We start from the raw sequence: 25,125 nt of genomic DNA, 5'->3' as shown, positions 1-25,125 counted from the left end.
AGAGCATCTACTCGACATCACGTGTTAAAGGTATTCAATAGGCGGATTAAACTTAAACCCATTTACTGTTCCCTTGATAATGAGAGACAGCTTTTGTCGTCGATACTGCACACTGGGTAAAATCAGTGTTTTTAAAAAATCAAGTACGGTATGCCCTAATGTTTTAATGTATTTGATGACCGACTGCCGCCGTCGAGCTGTCAATAGTCGATTACGGTACTCATACAAATATCGCGGTAAACGCGATTGTGTTTTTTCACTAACTATATCACCGGGATTAGCATTATATTTGCTAGCATGAACGACAATTGAGCGTCGAACGAGATAACCAGACATCTCACGTGATGCCCGTTCAGTGTATTCAATATCATCTCCCCAAATAAAATACTCTTTTTGAGGCAAACCTATTTTTTCGACTAGTTCACGTTTAAAAATAGTTGACACGAATGTGGCATGTTTAATTGCAAGTATGTTTTCTCCACCATCAAAGATACGCTTTTTATCACCATCTATTGGACCAGGAACATTCATTTTTGCCCATTGTTTGTCAGTCCACACAACCTTACTCGCACACCAACCAATCATAGGATCCGCAAAGATTGGCTCTAACAATTTCTCTAACGCATCTTCTTCAGGCATAGAATCATCATCCATAACCCAAACAAAATCATCAGTTGTTTTCTCATAAAACTGCCGTATTCCTGCATTAAATCCGCCTGCGCCACCAAGATTTTTTGATAAATAGACTGTACTTATTCTATCATCCACCAACGTCTTTAAGTATGCCTGTGTCCCATCAGTACTAGCGCCATCTACAATGATAAGATGTTTCAAGGCTTCAGTATTCTGATTCAAAATTTTTTGAATTGATTGTTTGAGTAAATTAATACGATTATAAGTTACTAGAACGGCAGACACTGTTACTTTTTTCATTGTATTCCTCTTTATGAGTCTATAGGACGTTAAATATTGATAGTCTTTGTTAATTTGTTCGAACAAAAAAAGACTTTTTTGTTCACTGTAATGTTTAACGTGATAAATTAATAGCCTTTAGATTGATGATCTGTTGTTAAATCTTTTGTGTTCAGATCTTTTTTAATTTGTGTCGTAGAAATTTCAGGTGTACGTGCCAAATAGATAACATTTGCATCAGTTTCTTCTTGAACAAAATCAAATTGTCCTGCCCAGTCATCTCCCATAACAAACGTATCAACTTTATATAGCGCTACATCGGATTTTTTTTGATCCCATGATTCTTCTGGAATAACTAAATCAACATAGCGAATCGCTTCTAATAATTGTTTTCGCTTTTCATATGAAAAATAAGTCTTTTTTTGTTTTGAATGCCAATTAAACTCATCTGTTGATAGCGCAACAATGAGATAATCACCCATTTCTTTTGCTCGCTTTAATAAATTGATATGGCCATAATGTAGCATATCAAACGTGCCGTACGTAATCACTCGTTTCATCATTAATCATCCTTTAAAATTATTTTTCTTCTCTCGTAATATAAATAGGTCGATGTTTCGTTTCTAAAAAAATTGCCGCAATGTAGCGACCAATGACACCCAAACTAAGAAGCTGTATACCACCAATAAATAAGATAATCGTTACCATCGATGGCCAACCAGCAACACTATTATTATTTACCATAGCCCTAATAATAATAAAAGCCGCACTGAGCAATGATAAACCAAAGGATGTAAAACCGAGGCCTGTTATAACCGTAAGTGGTACAGTTGAAAAAGAAACGACCCCTTCAACGGCATATTTCAACAATGACCAAAATGACCAAGATGTATTTCCAGCGACACGTTCACGATTTTCAAATGGAATATACTTAGTTTTAAAACCAACCCAACTAAAAATTCCTTTACTAAATCTTTGATTCTCAGTCATGGATAAAATCGCATCTACCATTTGTCGTGTCATCACACGATAATCACGTGCACCGTCAACTAATTGTGTATCACTAATTTTATTTATCCAAACATAGAACTGCTCTGAAAACCACGAACGTAATTTAGCCTCACCTTTGCGATTCGCACGTCTTGTGCCGACGGCGTCATATTCACCACTCTGAACATCTTGTAACATTTGTGGTAATAATTCAGGCGGATCTTGCAAATCAACATCCATCACAGCAACATACTGACCATCAGCTTGTTGTAAACCCGCATAAAGTCCTGATTCCTTACCAAAGTTACGAGAAAAACTAACATAGTGAACATTCTCGTCACTTTCAGACAGACGGCGCAATATACTCAATGTATTATCTGTGGAACCATCATCTATGAAGTGATAATGAATGGTAGCAGTCAATTGCTTTTTTATATTTGAGAGTGCATCATAAAAAATCTGAATTGTTTCTTCTTCATTATGCACAGGTACAACAATTGACAATATATTTGATTGTTGCAGTTGATTATTTGATGTTTTTTTTATCATATTCAGATCCTAATCTTTTATGTACGCCCAAATGGGCATTATTATTGAATATTGTCGTGTGCAAAATTAAAATTCGCATCAATATCAAATTCTTGACGAACTGTATTAAACGCATCATTGAATACTTGATCCATATCAAAGTAACGATACTTACCTAGTCGACCACCAAAAATAATATTCGTTTGCTTTTGACGCGCCTCTTGGGCATATTGTTTGTAAATTTTGGTATTTTTATCGTCATTGACAGGATAGTAGGCTTCTTTTGAACGATCCCATTCTTGTGGGTATTCTTTTGTAATAATCGTCTTACCTTCATCCGCCAAACCATCTAAATGTTTCCACTCCATTACACGCGTATATGGTGTTTCAGCATCCGTATAATTGATAACAGCATTACCTTGATAGTTATTTGACGCTATCACTTCGTGCTCAAAACGTAATGACCGATATTCTAATTCACCAAACTTGTAATCAAAGAACTGATCAATCATACCTGTATACAAAATGCGTGGGAATTCGGCTAACAAGTCTTCTTTGTGATCAAAAAAGTCTGTATCTGTTAACACATCAACTAAACCGTTTGATTCAGCCAACATACGCTCAAATATTTGTGTATAACCACCAACCGGAATACCTTGATAACGATGATTGAAATAATTATTGTCATAAATAAAACGCACGGGTAAGCGCTTTATTATAAAAGCAGGTAGTTCTGTTGCCTTACGGCCCCATTGCTTTTCCGTGTAACCTTTGATTAGTTTTTCATAGATATCCGTACCAATTAGAGAAATAGCTTGTTCCTCTAAGTTACGTGGTTGACGATCACCCAAATCTTTCAGAGCTAATTTCTTTTGCTCATCAATTTTTGCTTGCGCCTCATCGGGTGTTTTGGTACCCCACATCTGGTAAAACGTGTTCATATTAAATGGTAAATTGTATAATGTGCCCTTATAGTTCGCCACAACTTGATTCTGATAACCATTAAAATTAGCAAATTGGCGAATATAATCCCAGACTTCTTTATTATCAGTATGAAAAATATGCGCCCCAAAATCATGCACTGTAATACCATGTTCTACGTGCGTGTGTGTATTACCAGCGATGTATGGTCTTTTTTCAACAATTAATGATTTTTTACCGCGTTTTGCTGCCTCATGAGCAAAAATCATACCGAAAGGTCCTGCACCAACCACTAAGTAATCATAATTTTTGGTGTTAAATTTATTTACCATGATGTCTCCATTATATCTAACATATTTTAATTTTACGTGCACAAGTATCAAATTAATGTTTTGTTGCTATTGAGATGTTATTCTACCGAATAAAAGGGCACTAATTAAAGTACCCAATCTATTATATCATATCTACTTTTTCATTTTTCAACCCGAGATTTTGGAGTGGATTATAAAATGGTAGGTTAATTGTTTTTATGCAATAAAATAAAAAATTCACTATTACTATTTTTCGTAATCGCTTTAATTTTGTAGTTTTCAAGTAATGGCTGCCTTAAATGTTGATCAACTGCATCACTAATTTGTTGATATGCTAACTTTTGTTTGTTTGCTGGTTTGTAATTTAATTTTACAATAACATAATCAACTTTTTTACCACGCATATCATTCTCAAATGATTGATACATTTGAGGAAGTTGTTGATAGGACATATTTAACCTATGCCAATAAATTGTTTTTGGCAGTGTTTGTGATGCTAAGAAAAATCCCTTATCTAAACTGTTAATCATCAATATCGAGGGTTTTCCCTTTCCATTCGATTTTTCCCTCATAATTTTGGCAAATAATGGCTGCGCTCGATATTGCTCTCCACTAATCGCTTGTGACTCACCATTAATAATTAACCGATTCAAGTCTTGATTATTGACAAAAGGGAGTACTATAATGGCCGTTGTTATAATAAAACTAACTGCTATGTCACTTCTGCCATCATCAATTAATCGAGAGCTTTCAAACGACAGAATACGTATCAGCGCAATAGCAAAAAAAGGCATCCAAATCAAATTGTAATAATTAATTACCCAATGTTGTAAAGCAACAAAAATGATTGTTCCTAAAAAAATAAATATTTCTAGAACGATGTTTTCTTTTTTATCATAAAGTGATTTGAACCATCCAACCACTATGACTAGTACTACAAGATAGTGTCCACGTATCTCCTTAGCAACCAATGCAAATATTTTCCATATTTGCATCAAAGTGGATTGATCAGTCTTACCATATGATGTCATGTTTTGCACAAAGTAGACCTGGATCATCTCTTGAATAGCATGATGATAGAAAAAATACCCTAATACTAAACATGAAAAACTGAAAAAGCCAACTAAAGAAATAAGTGTGACTTTTAGCAACCTAATAAATTTCTTTTGGTAAATAAACGTGCCCGCTACCCAAATAAAAAAAAAGCAGAAAGCACCAACCATTGAATATTTGTTCCAAAAAATCAAACTAAGATTTAATCCCAAAAAAAAGAAAGTTTTTAAATCAATTATCACTATATTGTGATGATTGTGATTAACAACATATAGTAAGTAAAGTACTGAGGTAAAAGCAAATTCTTCAGGTGAACCGCTTAAACTAAATGAACTTGTAGCCAGCAGTGCAAAAGGTCCAAATAATGCTAACCATCGTGTAACTGCAACAATACCTGTTAAATCCTTTACAATTTTATATGATAAATGATAAATAATTAACACATTGATGACCTGTAGAACAAATACACCAGTGAAACTTGTTTGATTAATGAACGCCCCAATCGTAAATATTGCGTATAAAAATGGACCTCTCTGGTCAATAATATCTTGATAAGGGACCATACCATGTAGAACTGATCTTCCCATTGTCAACATTGCGTTACTATCATCCCAGGGGTTAGTTACAAACAAGGGTGATGAACTAATTGTCAGTACACAGACAATGCATAATATTAATACAGGCAACGAAGGTATTTTTAACCATAAACTATTGCGCTTCATGTTGATCACCTGACAACAAATTGTCTTGAATAATAAACCGTGGTCGTGATTTCGTTTCACTAAATATTTTCCCGATATACTCTCCAATGACTGATATTCCAATTAGTTGTACGCCACCAAGAAACCAAATGGATACCATCAATGAAGACCATCCTTGAATAGTTTGTCCAGCTAAATACTGCCATCCTGTATACAATAGTATACATAATGATATAAATGTGGTTATAACACCCATCGCCAACACAGCATGCATTGGCGCGATCGAAAATGAAGTAATACCATCCCAAGCAAAACTGATCATCTTTCTAAAAGGGTATTTTGTCTTTCCTGATTCTCTTTCTTTGCGGGCGTAATAGACAACGGTGCTCGGAAATCCTATCTTTGGAACAATACCACGTAAAAACAAATTTTGTTCCTTAAACGTTAGTAGGTGATCTACTACACGTCGTGATGTTAAACGATAATCCGCAGAATTTGGTATCATTTCCACACCAATCTTTTCCATCACACGATAAAATGTCTCCGCAGTCCATCTTTTAAATCGCGTATCTGTTTCCCTGTCATTCCTGGCACCGTATACAACATCATAACCTTTATCATAGGCGTCCACCATCTTAACCATAACATCGACATCATCTTGTAGGTCAGCATCAATTGTGATAAAAATATCCCCATAATTTTGGGCTGCCGTCAATCCCCCAAGAATAGCATTTTGGTGGCCAAAATTACGGCTAAAATTAATACCTGAAATATATGGTGTGTTGCTTGCAAATTTTTCTACAATAGGCCATGTAGCATCATTTGACCCATCATTAACAACAACTATTTGGCTTTCTTTTGAAATACGTTGCTGTTCAATCATTCTTTTTAAAGCATTTTGTAACGTCATCAAAGATTTGGATAATGTCTCCTCTTCATTATACGCCGGAACAATAATTATTAAACGTTTCATCAATTCCCCCCATTAACAAAAAACTATACACGACCAAACCCAATTTTACGTGCCAAAAACTTCGTGCCTTTACGTACCCAATGCTGATTTTCCATAAATACAATCGGTACTTCAGTATATTTCACATGATTTTTTTCTAACCACACGTCTAGCAGACGTTCACTCAAAAAACCATAGACTCTTTTTTCATAGATGTCCCAATGCTCAACTTCATTTTGCAATTGCTTTTCAACTGCGAATAAAATATCAAATAGCCAATCAATATACGCATCGTATTCTGCACGTTTCATGATAAACATATTAAACATATGTGCCCAAGTACGTGCCATATTTTGGTCATAAATCTCTAAATACGCTGGCTGCCGTGTTGCAATCACTTCTCGTAATACATCAAGTGACTTACCGTGATGTGCATGTCGATAATGGGATTGACTACTTTCAATCCAATATCGTCTCTTTTTTGGTACAATGACATCTGCCTTGGTTAACAATTGGTGAATTTGAGATTCAGTCAAAATTGTATCTAAGTTTTTCTTCTTATTAAATGAAAAAAATCGACGATAATGTACCAAGCCGATAACATCTGAATTAAGATTATATCTTGCCCAATATAAAGCTGTTAATTCATTGAAGTACGGATTTTTGACAGAAATATTTTTACCAGTATCATCAGGTGTAAAATTATCGATTTTTTTTTCTGACAATGTCGCGCCTACCTGTACAGGTAAATAAATATTTCTCATTTCTGGCATTGGTGCCGCTTTATGAGCAGCAACTAAAATTTTAATTTTATCAACCATAACTTATACCAAAGACCATAATTAATAAGCTCCTTTAGATTTAAAAATGGCGATAACATTTCTAAAAACAATACTAATATCATAAAAAAATCCAGCATTTGCAACATATTCTAACTCTATTTGCGTACGTTCTGGATATTCAATCAGTGATCTACCACTAGCTTGCCAAAGACCTAAGGCACCTGGTCGTACTGACAAGAAAATATCTTTTTGATCACCATACTCTTTTAACTCTTCAGCGACAATTGGTCGTGGCCCTACTAAACTCATATCTCCAATTAACATATTCCAAAACTGAGGTAATTCATCAATTGTTGATCGACGTAAAAATACACCTAATTTTGTAATACGCGGATCTTCTTGAGTTGGTAATTTATAACCACTAGCAACATATTTTTCATACAATGCCGTATTTGACTTTAGCATTTCTTCAGCATTTGGTACCATTGATCGAAATTTATATATATTGAACGGTACACCGTTTCTACCAATCCGTTGTTGCTCAAAAAATGCCGGTGATTTTGGACTATCTATTTTTAAGATCACAAATACAATCAAAAATATTGGTGATAGTACAATTAATCCAAGTAACGCAAAAACCACATCAATGAGTCGTTTAGTAATTAAATATGATTTGTGTTTTGGCTTAATTTTCAAATTCCTAACCCACTTTTACAAATATTTTGCGTCAAATTCTGGATCTTGACTTGTTAATATTTTTGGTCCATCTTTTGTAATGGCCAGTGTATGTTCATATTGCGCTGACCATGATCCGTCACTTGTTCGAACCGTCCAACCGTCCTCATCTGTGTCGTCTGTGTCAACTTCCCAACCACCAATGTTAATCATCGGTTCAATCGTAATGACCATACCTTCACGTAGGCGAATACCATGATTTGGTTTCCCATAATGAGGTACTTGTGGTTCTTCATGCATTGTTGGACCCACGCCATGACCGATATATTGTCGCACATCACCATAATTGTGTTCGACTTCTGTGTATTCTTGGATCGCATGGCCAATATCACCGATACGATTTCCGATAATTGCTTGATCAATCCCTAAATACATTGACTTCTTAGTGACATCCATCAATTTTTGAATTTCCGGTGTCACTTCACCAACCGCATATGACCAAGCAGAATCAGACACAGCACCTTTAAGGCCAACTACTGTGTCCACTTTAACCAAATCACCATTCTTTAAGTGTAATCCTTTACGTGGCAAACCATGTGCCACTTCGCTGTTAACACTAATAGTCGTAGCATATTTGAATCCTTCAAAGCCAACTTGTAAAGGTACACCGCCGTGACTTTCAATATATTCACGTGACTTTGTTTCAATTTCCCAGGTATCAATCCCTGGCTTAATCAAATCACGTAACATGTGATGCATACCAGCAATAATTGCACCAGACTGGCGCATTGCTTCAATTTCTCTTGGTGATTTTAAAGTAATCATTTTGTTTCTTCTTTCCGTAAAAAGGTGGATTTCATTATATATTTTAAATAGCAATTACTATACATTATACCTTTTTTTGGTATACAAAGTGTTATTTGTTAAAAAGTATGTAAAAAAAACAACCACTAGGTTGTTTTTAATATATATTTTACTTATTTAATGTTTCAATGCGAGCCAATGATGCTGCGCCAATAACACCAGCATCATTACCTAATTCAGCTAATTTTACACGCGTTGATTCTCTTACAGTTGGAAATGCAAATGTAAGCCAATTCTTTTCTACACGTGCGCGGAGAAATTCGCCAGCAGCTGCAACACCACCACCAATAACTATGGCTGACGGATTTAAAATATTTGACATTGCTGCAGTTGCATAACCCAAATAGTAGGCAACCTTATCAATCACCTTGTTTGCCAAAAAGTCACCATCTTTTGCTAAATCAAAAACAATTTTAGACGTCACTTCGTCACCATTTGATATCATTTGCTTTAACTTAGATCTTCCAACATATTCTTCAGAAAAATCTTGCGCCAAGTGTACAACACCTGTGGCAGAAGTATATTGCTCCAAGCAACCTCTATTACCACATGTGCATAAGTAACCATTTGGTTCGACAATAACATGTCCAACTTCGCCACCAGCACCAGCTGTACCATGAATCAACTGACCATTTGATACTAAGCCACCACCAACACCTGTGCCAAGTGTAATAAAGGAAACTTCACCATCGTTGTTTCCCGCACCCTTCCAAGCTTCACCTAACGCAGCAGCGTTAGCATCATTATCAAGTGTCAGAGGGAATCCAGTTCCCGCTTCAATATCAGCCTTGACATTTTGTTCTGTTTTCCAATTTAAGTTAAATGCACCAGCCACAGTTCCAGCAGTACGATCTACGGTACCCGGTGTACCCATGCCAATGCCGATCACACGTGCTGGATCCAATTGATACAAGTCAAGATGATGATTAATTGAGGCAATAATATCAGGTACAATATGTGTTCCTTCATCAAAAACATTCGTTTTAATTGACCACTTTTGTTGAATTTCACCTGTTTCAGTTAAAATAGCAAACTTAATTGTTGTCCCACCAAGGTCAACCCCGATTAATTTATCTTTATCCATTATATTAAAGTGTCAAGCATTGAGAGCAATTAACAAATTTAAAGTCAATCACGCCGTGCAACACACGTATCCTCCTGAGTAATTTATTACTCACTCATTCTAACAGAAAACGCCTGCAATTTGCAAGCGTTTTCATAGTTTTCAGTAAACAATTTTATAACAGAATCAATCACTTGGATTTTCTTCTTCCAAACGATGTTCATGTGCTAATATTACTTTCATCGTTGCATATTTTTTATTGTCAATAATACCAGCTTTTTGTAAGTTATCTACCTCTAATGCTGCCATTTCAATATCCCACAAACGTTTTCCAAGATGAATATAAATGCCAAATGCTTTTAAATATGTTAATATATCATAAAAATTTTTCACAATAAACCTCCACTAGCATTTAACGTCAAAATGATAATAAGCGCAGTTAAAACAACCATTGTTAGCCGTACTGGTAATGGATATCTTCCTGAACGACCATAAAACCCAAACATAACCGTAAAAATCATACCACCAATTAAGCCCCCAATATGCCCCCACATATCAATTCCTGTACTAGAAAAGCCTGATACTAGGTTTAAGATTACAAACAAAATCATCATAGTACCTTGAGAACGAATTTGAGGATCTTGTTTGAATTGTATCCCATAAAGAATTAAGCCACCAAACATACCAAAAAGTGCAGAAGATGCACCAACAGAAACTGTTAAAGGTGCAAAAAGATAGGACATGATATTCCCTACAATACCACCAAACAGGTAAAGACCTAGGAATTTACGACTGCCAAAAGCATTCTCAGCAATGGGTCCAAGAAACCATAACGTCAACATGTTTGTTAAAATATGCATAAATCCAGCATGCAAAAATATTGGCGTTAGTAATCGCCAATATTGATCATGTGTTTTAATGTATGGTCCCCATTTAGCACCAAGTGCAACTAATAAACTACCGTTATCTGTACGCCCACCACCAATAAGGAATTCAGCAATAAAGGCAGCTATTGTTAGGAGTAAAATGCTAGTCGTAACTGGCGCTTTTTTAAATTGTTGTTTAAGTGTTTCTACCATGGTTCCTATTTTACACTATTGTGACTAAGAAAGATAAACACACAAGAGAGATTTATTCAGATTATTGGCTGATATTCGTTGTTTTGATACTAATCACTTGACCAACACTTAACGCGACAATCTGTGGATCATAAAAGGTATACGTTGGAAATTCCTGTTGTAAAGCTTGTTGATACAAACTTAATTGTCCTTGATAACGCTTAACTATTTTTTGTAGATCCTCTGCCATATGATTATGTCTAATAAAATCGGTTTTGTAATCAAAAATAGTAATGGATTGCGTAGCTTCATCTACAAAGTAGCCATCAATAATACCATGAACCAATACTGGTTCATCATCAGTCACTGTTTGGTAAATATGACTAGCTGGCATAATCATGGCAAATGTGGCTTCTTTTTTTAAGGTATCGGCATGCTGCATCAGTCGCTGTGCAAATGGTGTTGTCAAGAAAGTCATTAATTGATCAATATTAATCAAATCTGCAACCACCGGTAATAACCGCTTTTTTTCCACCAATTGATCACGTAGTGTTTCCAACATTTGTCGCGTTGGTGTTTGATGAAAATCAATAAGTTGTAATAATAAATGCGTTGCAGTACCTACTGCAGCACTAGAAGGTCTTTTTGATCCATCAGTCATAAATTCTGGCAGGACCAACTCTTTGCTCACGAGCTCATTAGCCGGTTGGAATTCACCAGATTCAGTAATGTCTAATGCTTTTAAGCTCCCGCGATCAGGATCTTCAAAAAGTCGTTTCATTTCGCTAACGGACTGATAAGCAGCAGTATTACTAGCCACCTTATTGGGATAATCATATGCTAATATATGTTTCATTTTTTGAAAATCTATTTCATCATATACATCCTGTGTCGTGTCTGCATGACTTGCTTTCAAATCTTCTTTTTGCATAATATTAATATTATTTTCAGGTGTTATATGAACATTTAGCTGGGCATCTAACAATGTTTCTGAGCCAACTAAACGTGGCATTGTGCCATCACCAAGCCATTGCTCCAATAAATTATTATTGGCACGTGCTAAGCTAATAATTAACCAATCTAAGTATGACTTTGCGGATAATCGTAAATCTTCTGCTAAAAATTGTCCAGATGTATCTTTTGCACGCTGCCACAATTCAGACAAGTGCACATTTTGACCAGCTTCATCCACTTTAGCTGATCCTATAATATAAATTTGTTGCTCCGCACGCGTCAATGCGACATACAAAAGACGCATTTCTTCTGACCAGCTTTGACGTTTAATTGCTTGCTGAACAGTTAATTTCTGTAGTGTTGGTATTGCAACTAAAGCATCTGGTTGTACATATTCTATACCGATTCCCACATCTTTTTGAATTAAAACCTTACCAGTCAAGTCTTTAGTGTTAAACGCCTTATCAAATTCTGGTAGAAATACAATTGGAAATTCTAATCCCTTTGAAGCGTGAATTGTCATGACACGCACAGCCTGAACATCTGATTCTTGTGGTGCCTCACCTAGTTGACCGTCATTTTCTTGTAGCTGCTTGATATAGCGCACAAATCGAAATAATCCGGCATTGGTATTATTTTGATATGTTCTAGCATATTCATACAAAGCGTGTAAGTTAGCCTGCCGTTGCATTCCACCAGGCATACCAGTAACATAATCCAGCCAATCTGTATCTTCAAATATTGTCCAAATCAGACTCACCAGATCATTTTGAGTTGCTAACTGATGCCATTTTTCAAATAATGCCCTGATTTTTTTACCACGTGCATTATTTTCAGAAAATTTTTGGAAGGCTGTCCAATAATCATGTACCTGGTCTGCTAAGCGCACCTCAGCTAAATCATTCTCTGTCAAATTAAACATGGGTGAACGTAGTACTGCAACTAACGGCACATCTTGATGTGGGTTATCAACGACACTTAAGACATCCAACATGAGGTAAATTTCCATTGTTTGAAAATAGTTACCAACAGAGTCGACTTGAACTGGAATACCTGCCTGACGCAATATGGTGACAAGATCAATATAGCCTGCTTTGGAACGCGTTAAAATAGCAATATCAGCATATTCAACAGGCCGCATGCCTGCTGGTTGCATTTTCCGATCGAATATTGATGTCTCACGTAGTTTTAATATTTTATCAGCTAGTCTTGCATATTGTGCCTGTCTTTTTTCAAAAATTTGTTCGCTGTCATCTGCATCCTCTGTTTGATCTACAGTCGTTTTTGTAATAATATCAATGTCAAAAACTGCTGGAACATCGACGGGATAAGTTGCCTTTGGTACCAATTTTGCCTCACCTAAGTAAGCAATATCTCCCAATTTTTCATCCATTATTTGTGTAAATATCAAATTAGTTGTGCGAGTAACGTTGTTTTGTGAGCGAAAGTTATCAGCAAGCTCAATCCGGCTGTCGTTGTTTTCTGCAGTTGCAAAGCGTTTATATTTATTGGTAAATAATGTCGGTTCTGCTTGTCGGAAACCATAGATACTTTGTTTTACGTCACCGACCATATACATGTTATGTCCGTTGGATACTTGAGTGAGCAGTGTTTCTTGTAATTGATTTATATCTTGATATTCATCAACTAATATTTCAAAAAATTGGCTACTCACTGTTTTTTGCGTTGCTTCATCAGCCAAAATTTGAAGTGCTAATGCCCCTAAATCTGGAAAATCAACTAATTTTGCATCACGTTTCGCTTGCGTAAAAGCTTGACGAAAAGTTTGCGTGAGTTCGATGAGCGTGCTAACTAAGCTTTCACTAGCATGTTGTATTTTTTGCCAGTCTGTTTGGTCAAACCTAAAAAATGATGCTATGATCTGCTTAAAATCAGATTTCGAACCCACAATTTTATTTTTAACGGTAGTTGCTTGGGTTAAAATTGCCAACAATTCTGGTTCATCTTTTATAACTTTACTAGCCTTAGTCTCCAAACTCACCTTTGGCATGTTAAGTAACTTTTCTCTCAGTAAATCCCAATCCTCGGCGACTAACAGCGATGTTACTTCTTGTAAATAATCAATTATACTAGCAAATCCAACTTGTGTTTTTTTGAATTCTGGCACACCTTCAACTAAGGATTGAATGACACCAGCTGAATCCATTAATTGTTTAACCATGTCAGACACTATTGGAAAGATTTGGGTACGATACATAACCGATTGCGCAATATTTGTATGAGATGAAATATCCTCATCACTTAATTGTTGCAACCACTCATCGCCATCTGGTCGCGCCTCGGCAAAATCAGCCAATTTCAAAACAATATTTTGCAACTCTGAATCATCATTTGGGTTGCCAAAATTATTAACCAAGGATAAAAAATTATCATGCATATCATGAGATTCGTCGTAAAAGGACGCAAACACATCACTTAAAATATCTTGTCGTAACATATCTCTTTCTGCAGTGTCGGAAAGCAAACGAAATTGTGGATCTAAACCAATTATATGATAATAGCTTTCGATCAAACGTAGCGCATAGGCATCAATTGTTGAAATATTAGCAGCAGGCAATAGTAATAATTGTTCTTGCAAAAAACGTTTCATTTTTGAATCTGCTGATACCATACGTTTTTCAATGGCAGTTTCCAAACGTTCTCTCATTTCTTGAGCCGCTGCATTAGTAAAAGTAACGATTAGAAAATTTTCAACACTTGTTCCAGCCAATATTTTTTGAATTAGCCGTTCAATTAGAACAGTTGTTTTACCAGAACCAGCTGATGCGGCAACTAAAATATTATGTCCAGTTTCTTCGATTGCACGTTGTTGATTACTTGTAAATTGTGTTGCCATCATTGTCTCCTTCTTTTAATATTTTTAAAATATTAGCTTTCCCTTTTGGTGCCTCAGGACGATAATTATCACCCAGCGAACGATCAAATCTCAAAATATCGATATATGGTGTATAGCGTAAACTACCTATCGTAGGCTCTAAAGGAAACAAGCCCGCTAAAATATTCACCCCAGCATGTTCAATATTAGTGATATTACGATTTAAAAGTAATTCAAAATCCTGTGCATCTATATAATCACTGTTGGCATAAAGATCCCCATTATTTTTCTTTTTTAGTTGATAAAATTGTGAAGCATTATTATCATCCAAGTCATCTAAACTATTCACATAATCGGCTTCAGAAATGAATAGTCCGCGGTATTTAAATGTGTCTGGTGTCAATTGACCAGATAATAAATCAGCGACGTTGCCTTTAAAGTCGACAATCTTTGTTTTTTTTGGGCTAATTTGTGCAAAGAATGCGCCACCAATTGATTCAACTCCCAGTACTTCCGCACTCATTTGCGCTGCTTGCCAATAGGTTAACAACTGCATTTGTAGACCATCAAATGCTTGTTCCCAATTAAATTGTTTGCCGTTTGATTTATAATCAATGATTGTTCCAAACACTTGTTCACTATCTTGAATATCAAATCGGTCAATTTTACCTCGAACTTGAATGTTGATTTTACCTTGTGAAAATTCCAACGGTGGTAAGGCTGTTTTGTCAGGAAATCCAAAAAGTTTCTCAACTGCTCTGGGTTGCGCAACATTAACTCTAGCAGCATGTTGCAAATTACCTAACAGCGTTAAGCTCACCTGCTGTAAATAATCACGTATGGCACGCATTTTACCAGTTTCTTGTAACAAATTATACGCCGGTAATAATAACTGCTCTGCCATTTTTTGATTTAAAATTTCCGATAGTTCATCCCATGTTACATCTCTAAAACTTTTGTTTTGTTGAATTAAATTTTGTAAAACGCCTTCTAATACGGCATGATACAATGTACCAGTTTGAGCGACGTTTAATTCATTAGTTGCACGTTCTTTCAATTTTAAACCATATTGTAGAAAGTATCCCAGTGGGTTATTATAGTAACTTTCTAATTGTGAGATAGAAACATTTAATTTTTCTCCAAACAAAGCACGTACAAATTCGGGTTTTAATACTTGTGTCGTGTTCCGATAATTTGGCGCGTTTAAAACGTGCTCAAGACGTGATTTTTGTTGTTGACTAATAACATTTTGAATTGCTTTGAAAGCACTTGTCGTGTGTTGCGTGGATAAAATTTTTACTAATTCGGAAAGTGTTGTTCTTGGCGTACCAATATAGTTTTTTAATAAATCAACACTATTTCGAGGTACGTTTGCAACCTTTAACACAGGCACTGTAAAAGCGTTTGTTAGTCGCTTAAAAAAAGGTGATATTTCAGATATTTTTCCACTTGCATCCAGCGCTGGATATGAAAATGTTATACCGTCTGATGCAGTAGCCAAAGCACCATAAAATAATAAGTTTTCTTCTGCCATCTGTTGTTGCGCTGTATTTTGTAGGTATTTTGTTGTGCCAGATTCATGTAACGCTGGTTGCACAATCAGTCGCTCAGCATCGTTAATGAGTGCAGTTGTTTTAGCCTGTGCCGGTAAGTTTGTTCGTGTACCACCAATAAAGAAAAGATATTTATAATGATTGTTTTGAACAATTCCGGCTTCAGATATCGTTAATTGATCTAAATTATTGGGAATACCTGAAAATTTTGCCCCTGAAAATCCGGCAGACAATACCTCTTTAAACACTGCTAAATCAAATTGTGATTCACCATCAATAGCTACAATATCATCTAACGTTTGAATAAATAATTGCCAAACTTCTTCTCCTTGGCGTGAGCGTGTTAGTTCACCAGCAGCTAATAAATTATCTCGTTGTTCTAAAATAGCATCGACAACATGATATCTACGCAACCATGTGACTAAGCTTGTTGCCGCTTCTCGCATGGTTTTTGTTTGATCGAGTTGTAATTGTAAATCATCAAATGCTGTTAATACAAATCGACGTAAAGTCTCAATACGTTGATTAACAACAGCGTCATCTACACCCAAAGTAGCATCATCGTCATCAATTTGGTTCACAACTGTAAATAGTTCAAACGGCTTATCTAAGTTACGCCAAGTTGTTTCATAAGGCCGATTAGCATATAGATAATTATCAAAATAGCTTACAATATCAAAAAAATCTTTTTCTGGTACCAAATGCTCATTAATATAAGGACGTAATAAATTCGTCTTCAAAATTGTCATCACATTTTGATACTGAAACTTATCTTTTTTGGGTACTAACAAATTCAAAATAAACTCAATCAATGGATGGTTCGCCATTTTTTGATCCGTATCCAAAAAATAAGGCAACTCAAATTGTGACATGACTTCTGGGATATGAGCCGTATATGGCGTTAAGTCACGTGCTAAAATCAAAAAGTCACGTAAACGCAACTCTGGATCATCCACTAACAAACGCCGAATACGACGTGCAATCTCTTGCATTTCAACAATTGTATTTTCTGCAGTAAAGGCTTGTAACCCAACGTTATTTTTGTCTCCATTAAACTGTCGATACTCGCCTAAACTTTCCCAAGCCAATAATACTTGTTTGGTTGTTTGGCTCAAATTTCTAACATTTTGTGGTGATTTAATTTCTACTTGTTGATTATATTGCTTAGCCGTACTAATAAGCTGCTGCGCGGTATTCATTGGTTTATTAAATACATCACCGTCTTGTTGCTTACCTAATTGCGTTGCATCACCTAAAAATGCTATTGAAACAGAATAATTAGCAATCAATTGCGTGATTACCTGCATTTCAGCACTCGTAAAGCCATTAAAGCCATCAAAATAAAATAAAACATGATTTAAAGATGATGACGCCAATTGTGTTGCAAAAAAAGGTAATATTTCTCGTGATGTTATGTACTCATACCCAATTTTACGTTCTAACGCATCGGCTACTATCGCTAAATCACGTAATTTACTGGCTAATGTTTGTTTCAAAAAAGTTTCATCATCAGTATCATCATTTAATATTTGTAATAAATCTTGTGGTGTAATATGACTTTCACGTAATTCTTCCAGTTGAGTTACCAAAGCCGAAACAAAACCACTTTTAGACTGCATACGTGCAAAAACTGGTAATTGTGCTGCATAATCACGTAATATATTTGACACCATAATAAACAAACCCGTACTTTGTATCACATTTGGTTGTGTTTCTGGCATATCTTTCATCAAAGCCCAAGCTAAACGTGATAATGAATAGACTTGCAATCGACTCTGTGCATACAGTTGTTCTTTTGGATTTTGACCATTTAATATTGCAAATTGCTTTAAAACATCCACTTCACTGTCAAACTTTACGTGGTTGGGTACGATATAATAAACTGTTAACTGACGGTCTTTTTGTAATTGTCGTTTAATGTCTTGCAATAAAGCATGACGCAAATCAATGTGTGCGCGATTCATATAAATTGTCAGTGCCATTTGATCTCCTTCATATTTTGTTACTGATTGACTAAAAAATATAATTTTTCAGTCATGCTCTACTTAATTTTAGCATACAAAAAAGCACACAAATACTTGTGCGCTTTCTTTATCACCGACGATCTTTAAGACGCTGTTGCATCAAATATTGGTATCTTGGATACCAAACATCAATATACCCCTGTGAAAAAGGCCCTTTGTTTTCATTAATCCAACTCACTAGAATTTTGACATGTGCTTTCAAAATCTTATCGATTTCTGGTGGATAATGCCACTTCTTACTGTGAGCAGCATATTCATCCGCATCAAGTAAATGCTTTTCGCCATCTGGAAAAACTTTAACATCCAAATCGTAATCTATATATTTTAGCGCCTCTTTGTCTAAGACATATGGTGATGCTAAATTACAGTAATACGATACACCATTATCACGTATCATTGCAATAATATTAAACCAGTACTTCTTATGAAAATAGACAATTGCCGGTTCTCTGGTTACCCAGCGACGTCCATCGTCTTCAATGACTAAAGTATGATCATTTAATCCAATAATAGCGTTTTCACTGGTTTTCAAAACCATGGTATCACGCCAAGTTCGATGCAACGAGCCGTCATGCTTGTAACTTTTGATCGTGATGAAATCACCCTCGCGTGGTCCACGATTCGACTTATCAAAACTCATGATCGCACCTACTCTTCTGACACCGAATTTCTATATTATTGTACCAAATTTCACGAATAAATGATAGACTTCACGTTATTACGCTCTAAAAGTGATGGTTATTATTTTATATAAAAATAACCGTCTCCAATAAGGCTTCTAATCTGCCAAATAAATCACTCAGGCTCATCAGCAATCATCAACATCACACGATCAATCATTTCACTACTAAAACCTTTTCCATATAATTGCGTTTTAGTTTTATATTGCCGCTGACTAAGCGCCATATTACGATGACGGTGCCAAAGTTTTTCCGCTTGACGCTTGACGTTTTCTAACTCAACTTCCTGATCATTACTCAGATCTAATTCAGTAATAATAGTTTGCCCAATCTCAAATGAAAATCCTTTATTTGCCAATGCTTGAATGATCTTTTGTTGCTTAACACGTGTTGATTCTCGTTTATACGTATTAGCAAATTTAGTAGCCATTTTCTTTGCAATGTCAAGTTGTTCATCGTATGTAAAAGTTTCTAGAGCCGCATTAATATCTGTATCTAGCACCCCAGCTTGTTTTAAATCCATTCGAATAACCTGAGGGCCTTTTGGGTTAATCAGCTTTTTTGTTGCCACATAATGTCTGGCATAGTTAGCGTCATCTAAATAGCCTAAAGATTTTAATTGTGCAATTGCTTGCTCCTGTATATCCTCTGCTATATCTTTTTCAACTAATTTTTGTTTTACCTGTTTGATTGTTCGTAAAGCATGACCCAAGTAATTTATCGCCGTGTTAAACGCTTTTGCAACTTGATCATCTCGTTTTATCTGATCAATGAGTGTCTCATCTAATTCTCGGCCCTTAGCGAGACCATATTTAATCAGTACACTTTCAGCTACACCAAAAGCAAATTTATTATCCAAATCAACGCTGTAACGTCCAGCTTGTTTTTGTGTTGAAATTTTCGTGATTTTTTTCATACTTCTATTGTACGCAAAAAAATATGAAAGTGCTAAATGATTGTTACAATCAAAATAACTAGACATATGATACATATGTCTAGTTATTTTAAAAAATCAATGTAATCTAGTTTGTATGTTTACAAAATACTATCAAGACCAATTTCAAGTTTATTTATTTTTTGAACGCCTTCTAAAGCACGCAATACGCCCGGTACAAAAGCTGCACGGCTCGTTGTACTTTGTGTCAACGTTAGTTGTTCATCGACACCACCAAAATAAACGCTTTGTTGTGCAATATAACCTGGTAAACGTACGGCATGGACCGGTATGTCTGCTACACGCTGTCCTCGTGCCGGTCCATCATTAGTTTTCTGTGCTGTATCTAGACGTGCTTCTGCAACCAATTTGGCAGTTTGCACAGCAGTACCAGATGGTGAATCAACCTTTTTAGGATTGTGCGCTTCAATGATTTCAACATCAGGGAAATATCGAGCAGCCAACTGAGAAAATTGCATTAACAGTACTGCTGACAAACTGAAATTTGGCACAATTAAGATACCATGATTCGCTCGATCACGCAAAATGGCAATTTGTTCATCAGTCAATCCAGTGGCGCCAATGATAACTGCCATGTCATGTTTTATTGCCCACATCGTATTATCAAAAACAGTAGCTGGTGTACTAACATCTAAGAAAATATCAGCTTCTTGATCAATTTCGTCAAGTGTTGTCCAAACGAGATACTCACTTTCGTGTGAATGTCCACTTAAAATACCAGCAATTTCAAAGTTTGTCCCTACTAGGCCTTGCTGAATAGCCAATCCTAATTTACCAAAACCACCAGCAATAATTATTTTTGTCATGATTTAATCCCCAATAAGATATCAAGCTCTTTTTGCTCACTAGCTGTCAATGGTAATATTGGTAATCTCGCAATATTTTCAACCATATTTATTTGACTTAACTTTGCTTTAACAGGTGCTGGTGATGGAAAAGCAAACAAAGCATTCATACGCGGTGTTAGAAAACGTTGTAATCGACCAGCCTCACGCCAATTATCAGCATTCATTGCTGCAAATAACGCTGTCATTTCGTCACCAAATAAGTGCGCAGCAACAGAAATCGTGCCTGCGCCACCTTGCGCATATGCTGCCAATGTTTGAGCATCCTCACCAGTATATACATGAAAATTCACATTTTGCGTTTGTTCAACTTCGGCACCAATAAATTCTGCTGAGGTCGTTTCTTTCACCGCATTGATATTTGGATGTTGTGCTAACGCAACAACACTAGCAACTGTTAATCCAACTGCCGAACGACCAGGAATATTATATATCATGACTGGTTTTGTGGCTGCTTCAGCGATTGCAGTAAAATGAGCAATCATACCTGATTGACTTGGCTTATTATAATAAGGTGTTACAGCTAAAATGCCATCAATATGTTTAATCGCACTCAACTCACGCGCATTGACAATAGATTCAGCTGTATTGTTCGTCCCAGCATTAGCAATTAGTAATGCCTTATCGCCCACATAATCGGCAATATAACGTGTTAATGCTATTTTCTCTTTATGACTTAATGTCGGTGATTCACCTGTCGTTCCGGCAATAACAAGGCCTTGCGTGCCATGTGCCAATAAATGGTCAATAACCCTTGTTAAGGCTGGATAGTCAATTTCATTTACCTCATTAAAGGGCGTGATAATTGCCGTAATTAAATTAATATTTTCATACATTGTTCTTCCCCTGAACCACACACAGTAGTCACTACATTTAATAACTCATCATACTTAATTATTCATACGCCATTCAATAAAATCTTTTAACGCTGTGAATCCTGGCAACAACGCACTTTCATCTATACTCAACTTTGGACTGTGTAACGCGTGATCATCATTAACACCCAACCACAACATGACACCTGGAATCTGTTGTAATAAGTAACCAAAGTCTTCTCCTGTCATTGCTGGTCTTGCAATTTGAAATGAAATATCATCGCGAGACTGCATGAAATCAATAACCTGATTTGCTAATTCTGGATTGTTTTCAACGGGTAGATAGCTGCCAGTTTCCAACGAAACATCGATCACTATGTCGTTAGCTAATGCGATACCAGCCGCAATTTGGCGAATACGCTTAATCATATTTTCTAAACCGATACGCGTCATGCTACGAACTGTACCTTCAAAATGCACATTGTCTGGAATCACATTATTTGCTTGGCCACCATTAATAACGCCGATACTAACAACACCACCGGCAATAGGATCAACTGATCGTGACACGACCGTTTGCAATTGCACAATTAATTCAGAAGCAGCTACGATTGGATCTTTTACCAAATGTGGATAAGCAGCATGTCCACCTTGACCATGCACGTCAACAACTAACTCAGCAGTGCCAGCAAATAATGTGCCTGCCAGTGTACTTAATGTACCTGCCGGCAAATCTGGTTGATCATGGATGCCGTAAAACTCATCTGGTCGCCATTCACCTTCAAATAGTCCTAAATCATAGGCTAATTTACCCCCACTTTTTGACTCTTCAGCAGGTTGAAAAAAGATAACCAAGTTATCCATTGGTTGATGTTGACTATAATATTGAATTAATCCCAACGCCAACGTCATGTGCACATCATGTCCACAGGCATGCATGACGCCAGCATGTGTTGACTGAAAAGATAAACCTGTTTGTTCTACAATTGGGAGCGCATCAATATCTGAACGATACCCAATCGTACGTTTCGGATTACGCCCTTGAAAACGAACTAGAATAGCGGTTGGTAAGGCATCAACTGTTCGAACAGTCATTGTCTCATTTTGCCAACTTTTTATTTTTTGCAGTAAATACGCATGCGTCTTAAATTCTGCTAACGCTAACTCAGGAATCAAATGTAAATCCCGACGATATTGTTGTAAGTTTTCAAAAGTTATTTCAGTCATTATAGCTCCCGTAAGGCATCAATTAAAGCTGTCTTTTGTTGTGTTTGTGAATCGATTTTCTTAATTATTTTGGCTGGTACACCTGCTACAACTGTATTTTCAGGCACATCTTTTGTGACAATTGCACCAGCAGCAACAACAGCCCCGTCTCCAACTTGAACACCTTCTATCACAACTGCATTAGCGCCAACCAAAACATTATTGCCAATACGAACTGGTTGTGCAGATGCCGGTTCAATGACACCAGCCAAAACAGCCCCTGCGCCAATGTGTGAATTATCACCAACAATTGCTCGGCCACCAAGAACGGCACCCATGTCAATCATTGTTCCAGCACCAATTTCTGCACCAATATTAATTACTGCACCAAGCATGATGACAGCATTATCACCAATCTCTACTTGCTCACGAATAATTGCACCTGGTTCAATACGCGCGTTAATTGCTTTTTTATCAAGTAATGGTACAGCAGAATTGCGAGCATCATTTTCAATATAGACACTTTCAGTAGGTAAATTAACAATAAGTGGTTGAATTTCAGACCAGTCACCGATCAACTGACCAAATGATACACCACCAAACTGTTGAACTGTATCTGGAATTTCACCGTTTAAAACGCCTTTATAAGTTACTTTTACTGGTGTTACCTTTTTAGCATTAGCGATAAAATCAATCAGATGTTGTGCCTCATTTTGTGTTTCTGTCATGATGGTTTAATTTCCTTTAATATTATATTTTTTCTTTGTAACTAAAACACTATAATTAACGTATTTTTTATGACGTTGTTTCAAGCGTATAGTCTTTGTCAAGTGCTGTTAAATTCGCATACGTTTCACGCGCAACTACAAGTTGATGCTTGCCTTCTTCAACAAAGACGACTGCTGGTCTGGGGTTACGATTATAATTTGAAGCCATCGCATAACCATAAGCACCTGTAGCTAAAACAGACAAAATATCTCCTGGTTGTGTTTTCGGTAATGCTTGTTGCCACACCAAAACATCCCCCGATTCGCAATACTTACCAGCCACGCGCACAACCTCTTCAGTTGGTGCATTGGGATTATTTGCCAAAACTGCTGAATAATTCGCCTCGTAAAGTGCAGGTCGAATATTGTCTCCCATGCCACCATCAACTGCTAAATAGTGACGCAAATCCGGAATGTCTTTTCTTGAACCAATTGTATAAAGTGTTTGACCTGCTGGTCCAACGATAGAGCGACCAGGTTCAATCCAAATTTCTGGCATTTTCCAATCAAATTCAGCAGCCTTCCCTTTCAAAGTACGAATAATAGCGTTCGCATATTCACTTTCAGGCAAAGGTTCATCTTCTGAAGTGTATTGGATACCAAAACCACCACCAACATTGATTACAGCCGGTTGCCAACCCCAACTCTGTGCTGTTTCAGCTAACAGAGCAGCATTTTTTTCAAAACCAGTTACATCAAAAATTTGCGATCCAATATGCGCATGAAGTCCTCGTAAATTGAAATTTTCATCCTTTTGAGCAATATCATAGGCTTTTTTAGCTTGTCCAGTTAACAAATCAAATCCAAATTTTGAATCTTGTTGCCCTGTACTAATAAATTCATGTGTATGTGCTGATATGCCTGGTGATATGCGCAATAAAATATCTTGCTTGACATTTTGTTGCGCAGCTATTTCTGATAATATCTGTAATTCTAAGAAATTATCAACAATAATTGTTCCAACACCTTTTTCGACTGCAACAGTTAGCTCATCCCAACTTTTATTATTACCATTAAAACTTAAGTGCTTAGGGTCAAATCCTGCTTTTAGTGCAGTATATAATTCACCACCCGAAACAATATCAGCGTGAATACCTTCTTGTTGCGCAACTTGATATATGGCTTTTGTGGCAAATGCCTTAGAAGCATAGCTAACAACGTATGGTACATTTTCTTTTTCAAAAATTGCTTTGAATGCCCGCATTGTGTGACGTATTTTACTAACATCATAAACATATAACGGTGTACCATAAGACTGGGCCAAATCAATAGCGTCAACATGACCAATAGTTAAATGTTGTGACGTGTTTGTTGAATATTTCATTTGCTCTCCTAATATGGCATTTAGGTACCCTCGCCTGTACATAAAATAGCCCATTTTCCCATCAAATTCACATAAAAAGCCCTTTGCTCGAGACTAGGTCACGGACAAAAGGCTTTATGTTTAGCAGTTTTGACTGATCCCATAGCTCACCGTCATTTCTGACGACAGTCCAATAGCTATTAACTATTGGCCCAACAATCCTATCTCTGTAATGATTAATCGTTTCGGCGATATCCCCTTTTACTTATTTTCAAAACTGCTACAGCAGTTCAAATAAGTGACTTTTGTCAATCGCGACCTCTATGTGAAATTAAATTTTTATGTTGTCATAATCATAACTTAATGCTTAAAAAATG

General features: G+C 36.3%; 21 protein-coding genes and 1 riboswitch. All 21 genes read right to left on the bottom strand.

Going from position 1 to position 25,125, the window contains the following annotated elements:
• Positions 1-24: 24 nt before the first annotated feature.
• Positions 25-933 (bottom strand): glycosyltransferase family 2 protein, encoded by a 909-nt coding sequence (locus tag K5Q13_RS01160; protein WP_220739004.1) that lies wholly within the window; start codon positions 931-933, stop codon positions 25-27.
• 107 nt (positions 934-1,040) lie between these two features.
• Positions 1,041-1,472: a glycerol-3-phosphate cytidylyltransferase gene (gene tagD / locus K5Q13_RS01155; protein ID WP_220739519.1), complete on the bottom strand. Its 432-nt coding sequence runs from the start codon at positions 1,470-1,472 to the stop codon at positions 1,041-1,043.
• Between the two features lie 19 nt (positions 1,473-1,491).
• Positions 1,492-2,451, bottom strand: coding sequence for a glycosyltransferase family 2 protein (locus K5Q13_RS01150; protein ID WP_220739002.1), 960 nt, complete (start codon positions 2,449-2,451; stop codon positions 1,492-1,494).
• Between the two features lie 41 nt (positions 2,452-2,492).
• Positions 2,493-3,683, bottom strand: coding sequence for a UDP-galactopyranose mutase (gene glf / locus K5Q13_RS01145; RefSeq protein ID WP_220739000.1), 1,191 nt, complete (start codon positions 3,681-3,683; stop codon positions 2,493-2,495).
• A 185-nt stretch (positions 3,684-3,868) separates the two neighbouring features.
• Complete coding sequence (locus K5Q13_RS01140) at positions 3,869-5,437, bottom strand: teichoic acid glycosyl transferase (protein WP_220738998.1); 1,569 nt, start codon at positions 5,435-5,437, stop codon at positions 3,869-3,871.
• Positions 5,424-6,389 carry a glycosyltransferase family 2 protein gene (locus tag K5Q13_RS01135; protein WP_220738996.1) on the bottom strand — a complete coding sequence of 322 codons (966 nt, stop codon included), beginning with the start codon at positions 6,387-6,389 and terminating at the stop codon, positions 5,424-5,426. The genes K5Q13_RS01140 and K5Q13_RS01135 overlap by 14 nt, the downstream gene beginning before the upstream one ends.
• A 23-nt stretch (positions 6,390-6,412) precedes the next feature.
• Positions 6,413-7,189, bottom strand: a complete 777-nt coding sequence (locus K5Q13_RS01130; RefSeq protein WP_220738995.1) for a DUF4422 domain-containing protein — start codon at positions 7,187-7,189, stop codon at positions 6,413-6,415.
• A 21-nt stretch (positions 7,190-7,210) separates the two neighbouring features.
• A complete protein-coding gene (locus tag K5Q13_RS01125) occupies positions 7,211-7,846 on the bottom strand; it encodes a sugar transferase (protein WP_220738993.1) in 636 nt (211 codons plus the stop codon).
• Between the two features lie 15 nt (positions 7,847-7,861).
• Entirely contained in the window at positions 7,862-8,650 is a 789-nt protein-coding gene (gene map, locus K5Q13_RS01120) for a type I methionyl aminopeptidase (RefSeq protein WP_220738991.1), read from the bottom strand.
• Positions 8,651-8,798: 148 nt separating this feature from the next.
• Positions 8,799-9,773, bottom strand: a complete 975-nt coding sequence (locus tag K5Q13_RS01115; RefSeq protein ID WP_220738989.1) for an ROK family glucokinase — start codon at positions 9,771-9,773, stop codon at positions 8,799-8,801.
• 165 nt (positions 9,774-9,938) lie between these two features.
• Positions 9,939-10,145, bottom strand: a complete 207-nt coding sequence (locus tag K5Q13_RS01110) for a YqgQ family protein (RefSeq protein ID WP_220738987.1) — start codon at positions 10,143-10,145, stop codon at positions 9,939-9,941.
• Complete coding sequence (locus K5Q13_RS01105; RefSeq protein WP_220738985.1) at positions 10,142-10,831, bottom strand: rhomboid family intramembrane serine protease; 690 nt, start codon at positions 10,829-10,831, stop codon at positions 10,142-10,144. Before K5Q13_RS01105 ends, K5Q13_RS01110 begins: the two co-directional genes overlap by 4 nt.
• A gap of 61 nt (positions 10,832-10,892) precedes the next feature.
• On the bottom strand, positions 10,893-14,621 hold the full coding sequence (gene addA, locus K5Q13_RS01100) for a helicase-exonuclease AddAB subunit AddA (protein ID WP_220738983.1): 3,729 nt from the start codon (positions 14,619-14,621) through the stop codon (positions 10,893-10,895).
• A complete protein-coding gene (locus tag K5Q13_RS01095; protein WP_220738980.1) occupies positions 14,599-18,135 on the bottom strand; it encodes a PD-(D/E)XK nuclease family protein in 3,537 nt (1,178 codons plus the stop codon). Before K5Q13_RS01095 ends, addA begins: the two co-directional genes overlap by 23 nt.
• Positions 18,136-18,247: 112 nt before the next feature.
• A complete protein-coding gene (gene ntdP, locus K5Q13_RS01090; protein ID WP_220738978.1) occupies positions 18,248-18,817 on the bottom strand; it encodes a nucleoside tri-diphosphate phosphatase in 570 nt (189 codons plus the stop codon).
• A 155-nt stretch (positions 18,818-18,972) separates the two neighbouring features.
• Positions 18,973-19,773: a recombination regulator RecX gene (gene recX, locus K5Q13_RS01085; RefSeq protein ID WP_220738976.1), complete on the bottom strand. Its 801-nt coding sequence runs from the start codon at positions 19,771-19,773 to the stop codon at positions 18,973-18,975.
• Positions 19,774-19,892: 119 nt separating this feature from the next.
• Positions 19,893-20,618 (bottom strand): 4-hydroxy-tetrahydrodipicolinate reductase, encoded by a 726-nt coding sequence (dapB, locus tag K5Q13_RS01080; protein ID WP_220738974.1) that lies wholly within the window; start codon positions 20,616-20,618, stop codon positions 19,893-19,895.
• On the bottom strand, positions 20,615-21,493 hold the full coding sequence (gene dapA / locus K5Q13_RS01075) for a 4-hydroxy-tetrahydrodipicolinate synthase (protein ID WP_220738972.1): 879 nt from the start codon (positions 21,491-21,493) through the stop codon (positions 20,615-20,617). The genes dapB and dapA overlap by 4 nt, the downstream gene beginning before the upstream one ends.
• A gap of 54 nt (positions 21,494-21,547) precedes the next feature.
• On the bottom strand, positions 21,548-22,699 hold the full coding sequence (locus K5Q13_RS01070; protein WP_220738969.1) for an N-acetyldiaminopimelate deacetylase: 1,152 nt from the start codon (positions 22,697-22,699) through the stop codon (positions 21,548-21,550).
• The gene (gene dapD / locus K5Q13_RS01065) at positions 22,699-23,406 is read right to left on the bottom strand and encodes a 2,3,4,5-tetrahydropyridine-2,6-dicarboxylate N-acetyltransferase (protein WP_220738966.1); all 708 of its coding nucleotides are present in this window, start codon (positions 23,404-23,406) and stop codon (positions 22,699-22,701) included. The genes K5Q13_RS01070 and dapD overlap by 1 nt, the downstream gene beginning before the upstream one ends.
• 67 nt (positions 23,407-23,473) lie before the next feature.
• Positions 23,474-24,769, bottom strand: a complete 1,296-nt coding sequence (gene lysA, locus K5Q13_RS01060) for a diaminopimelate decarboxylase (RefSeq protein ID WP_220738963.1) — start codon at positions 24,767-24,769, stop codon at positions 23,474-23,476.
• Between the two features lie 134 nt (positions 24,770-24,903).
• A riboswitch (Lysine riboswitch) is annotated at positions 24,904-25,080 on the bottom strand.
• Positions 25,081-25,125: the final 45 nt, after the last annotated feature.

This window comes from Leuconostoc miyukkimchii (assembly GCF_019656055.1).
In the GTDB taxonomy this organism is placed as follows: Bacteria; Bacillota; Bacilli; order Lactobacillales; family Lactobacillaceae; genus Leuconostoc; species Leuconostoc miyukkimchii.
The sequence above is the reverse complement of the archived record's forward strand: the minus strand, read 5'-3'. Positions and strand labels throughout refer to the sequence as shown.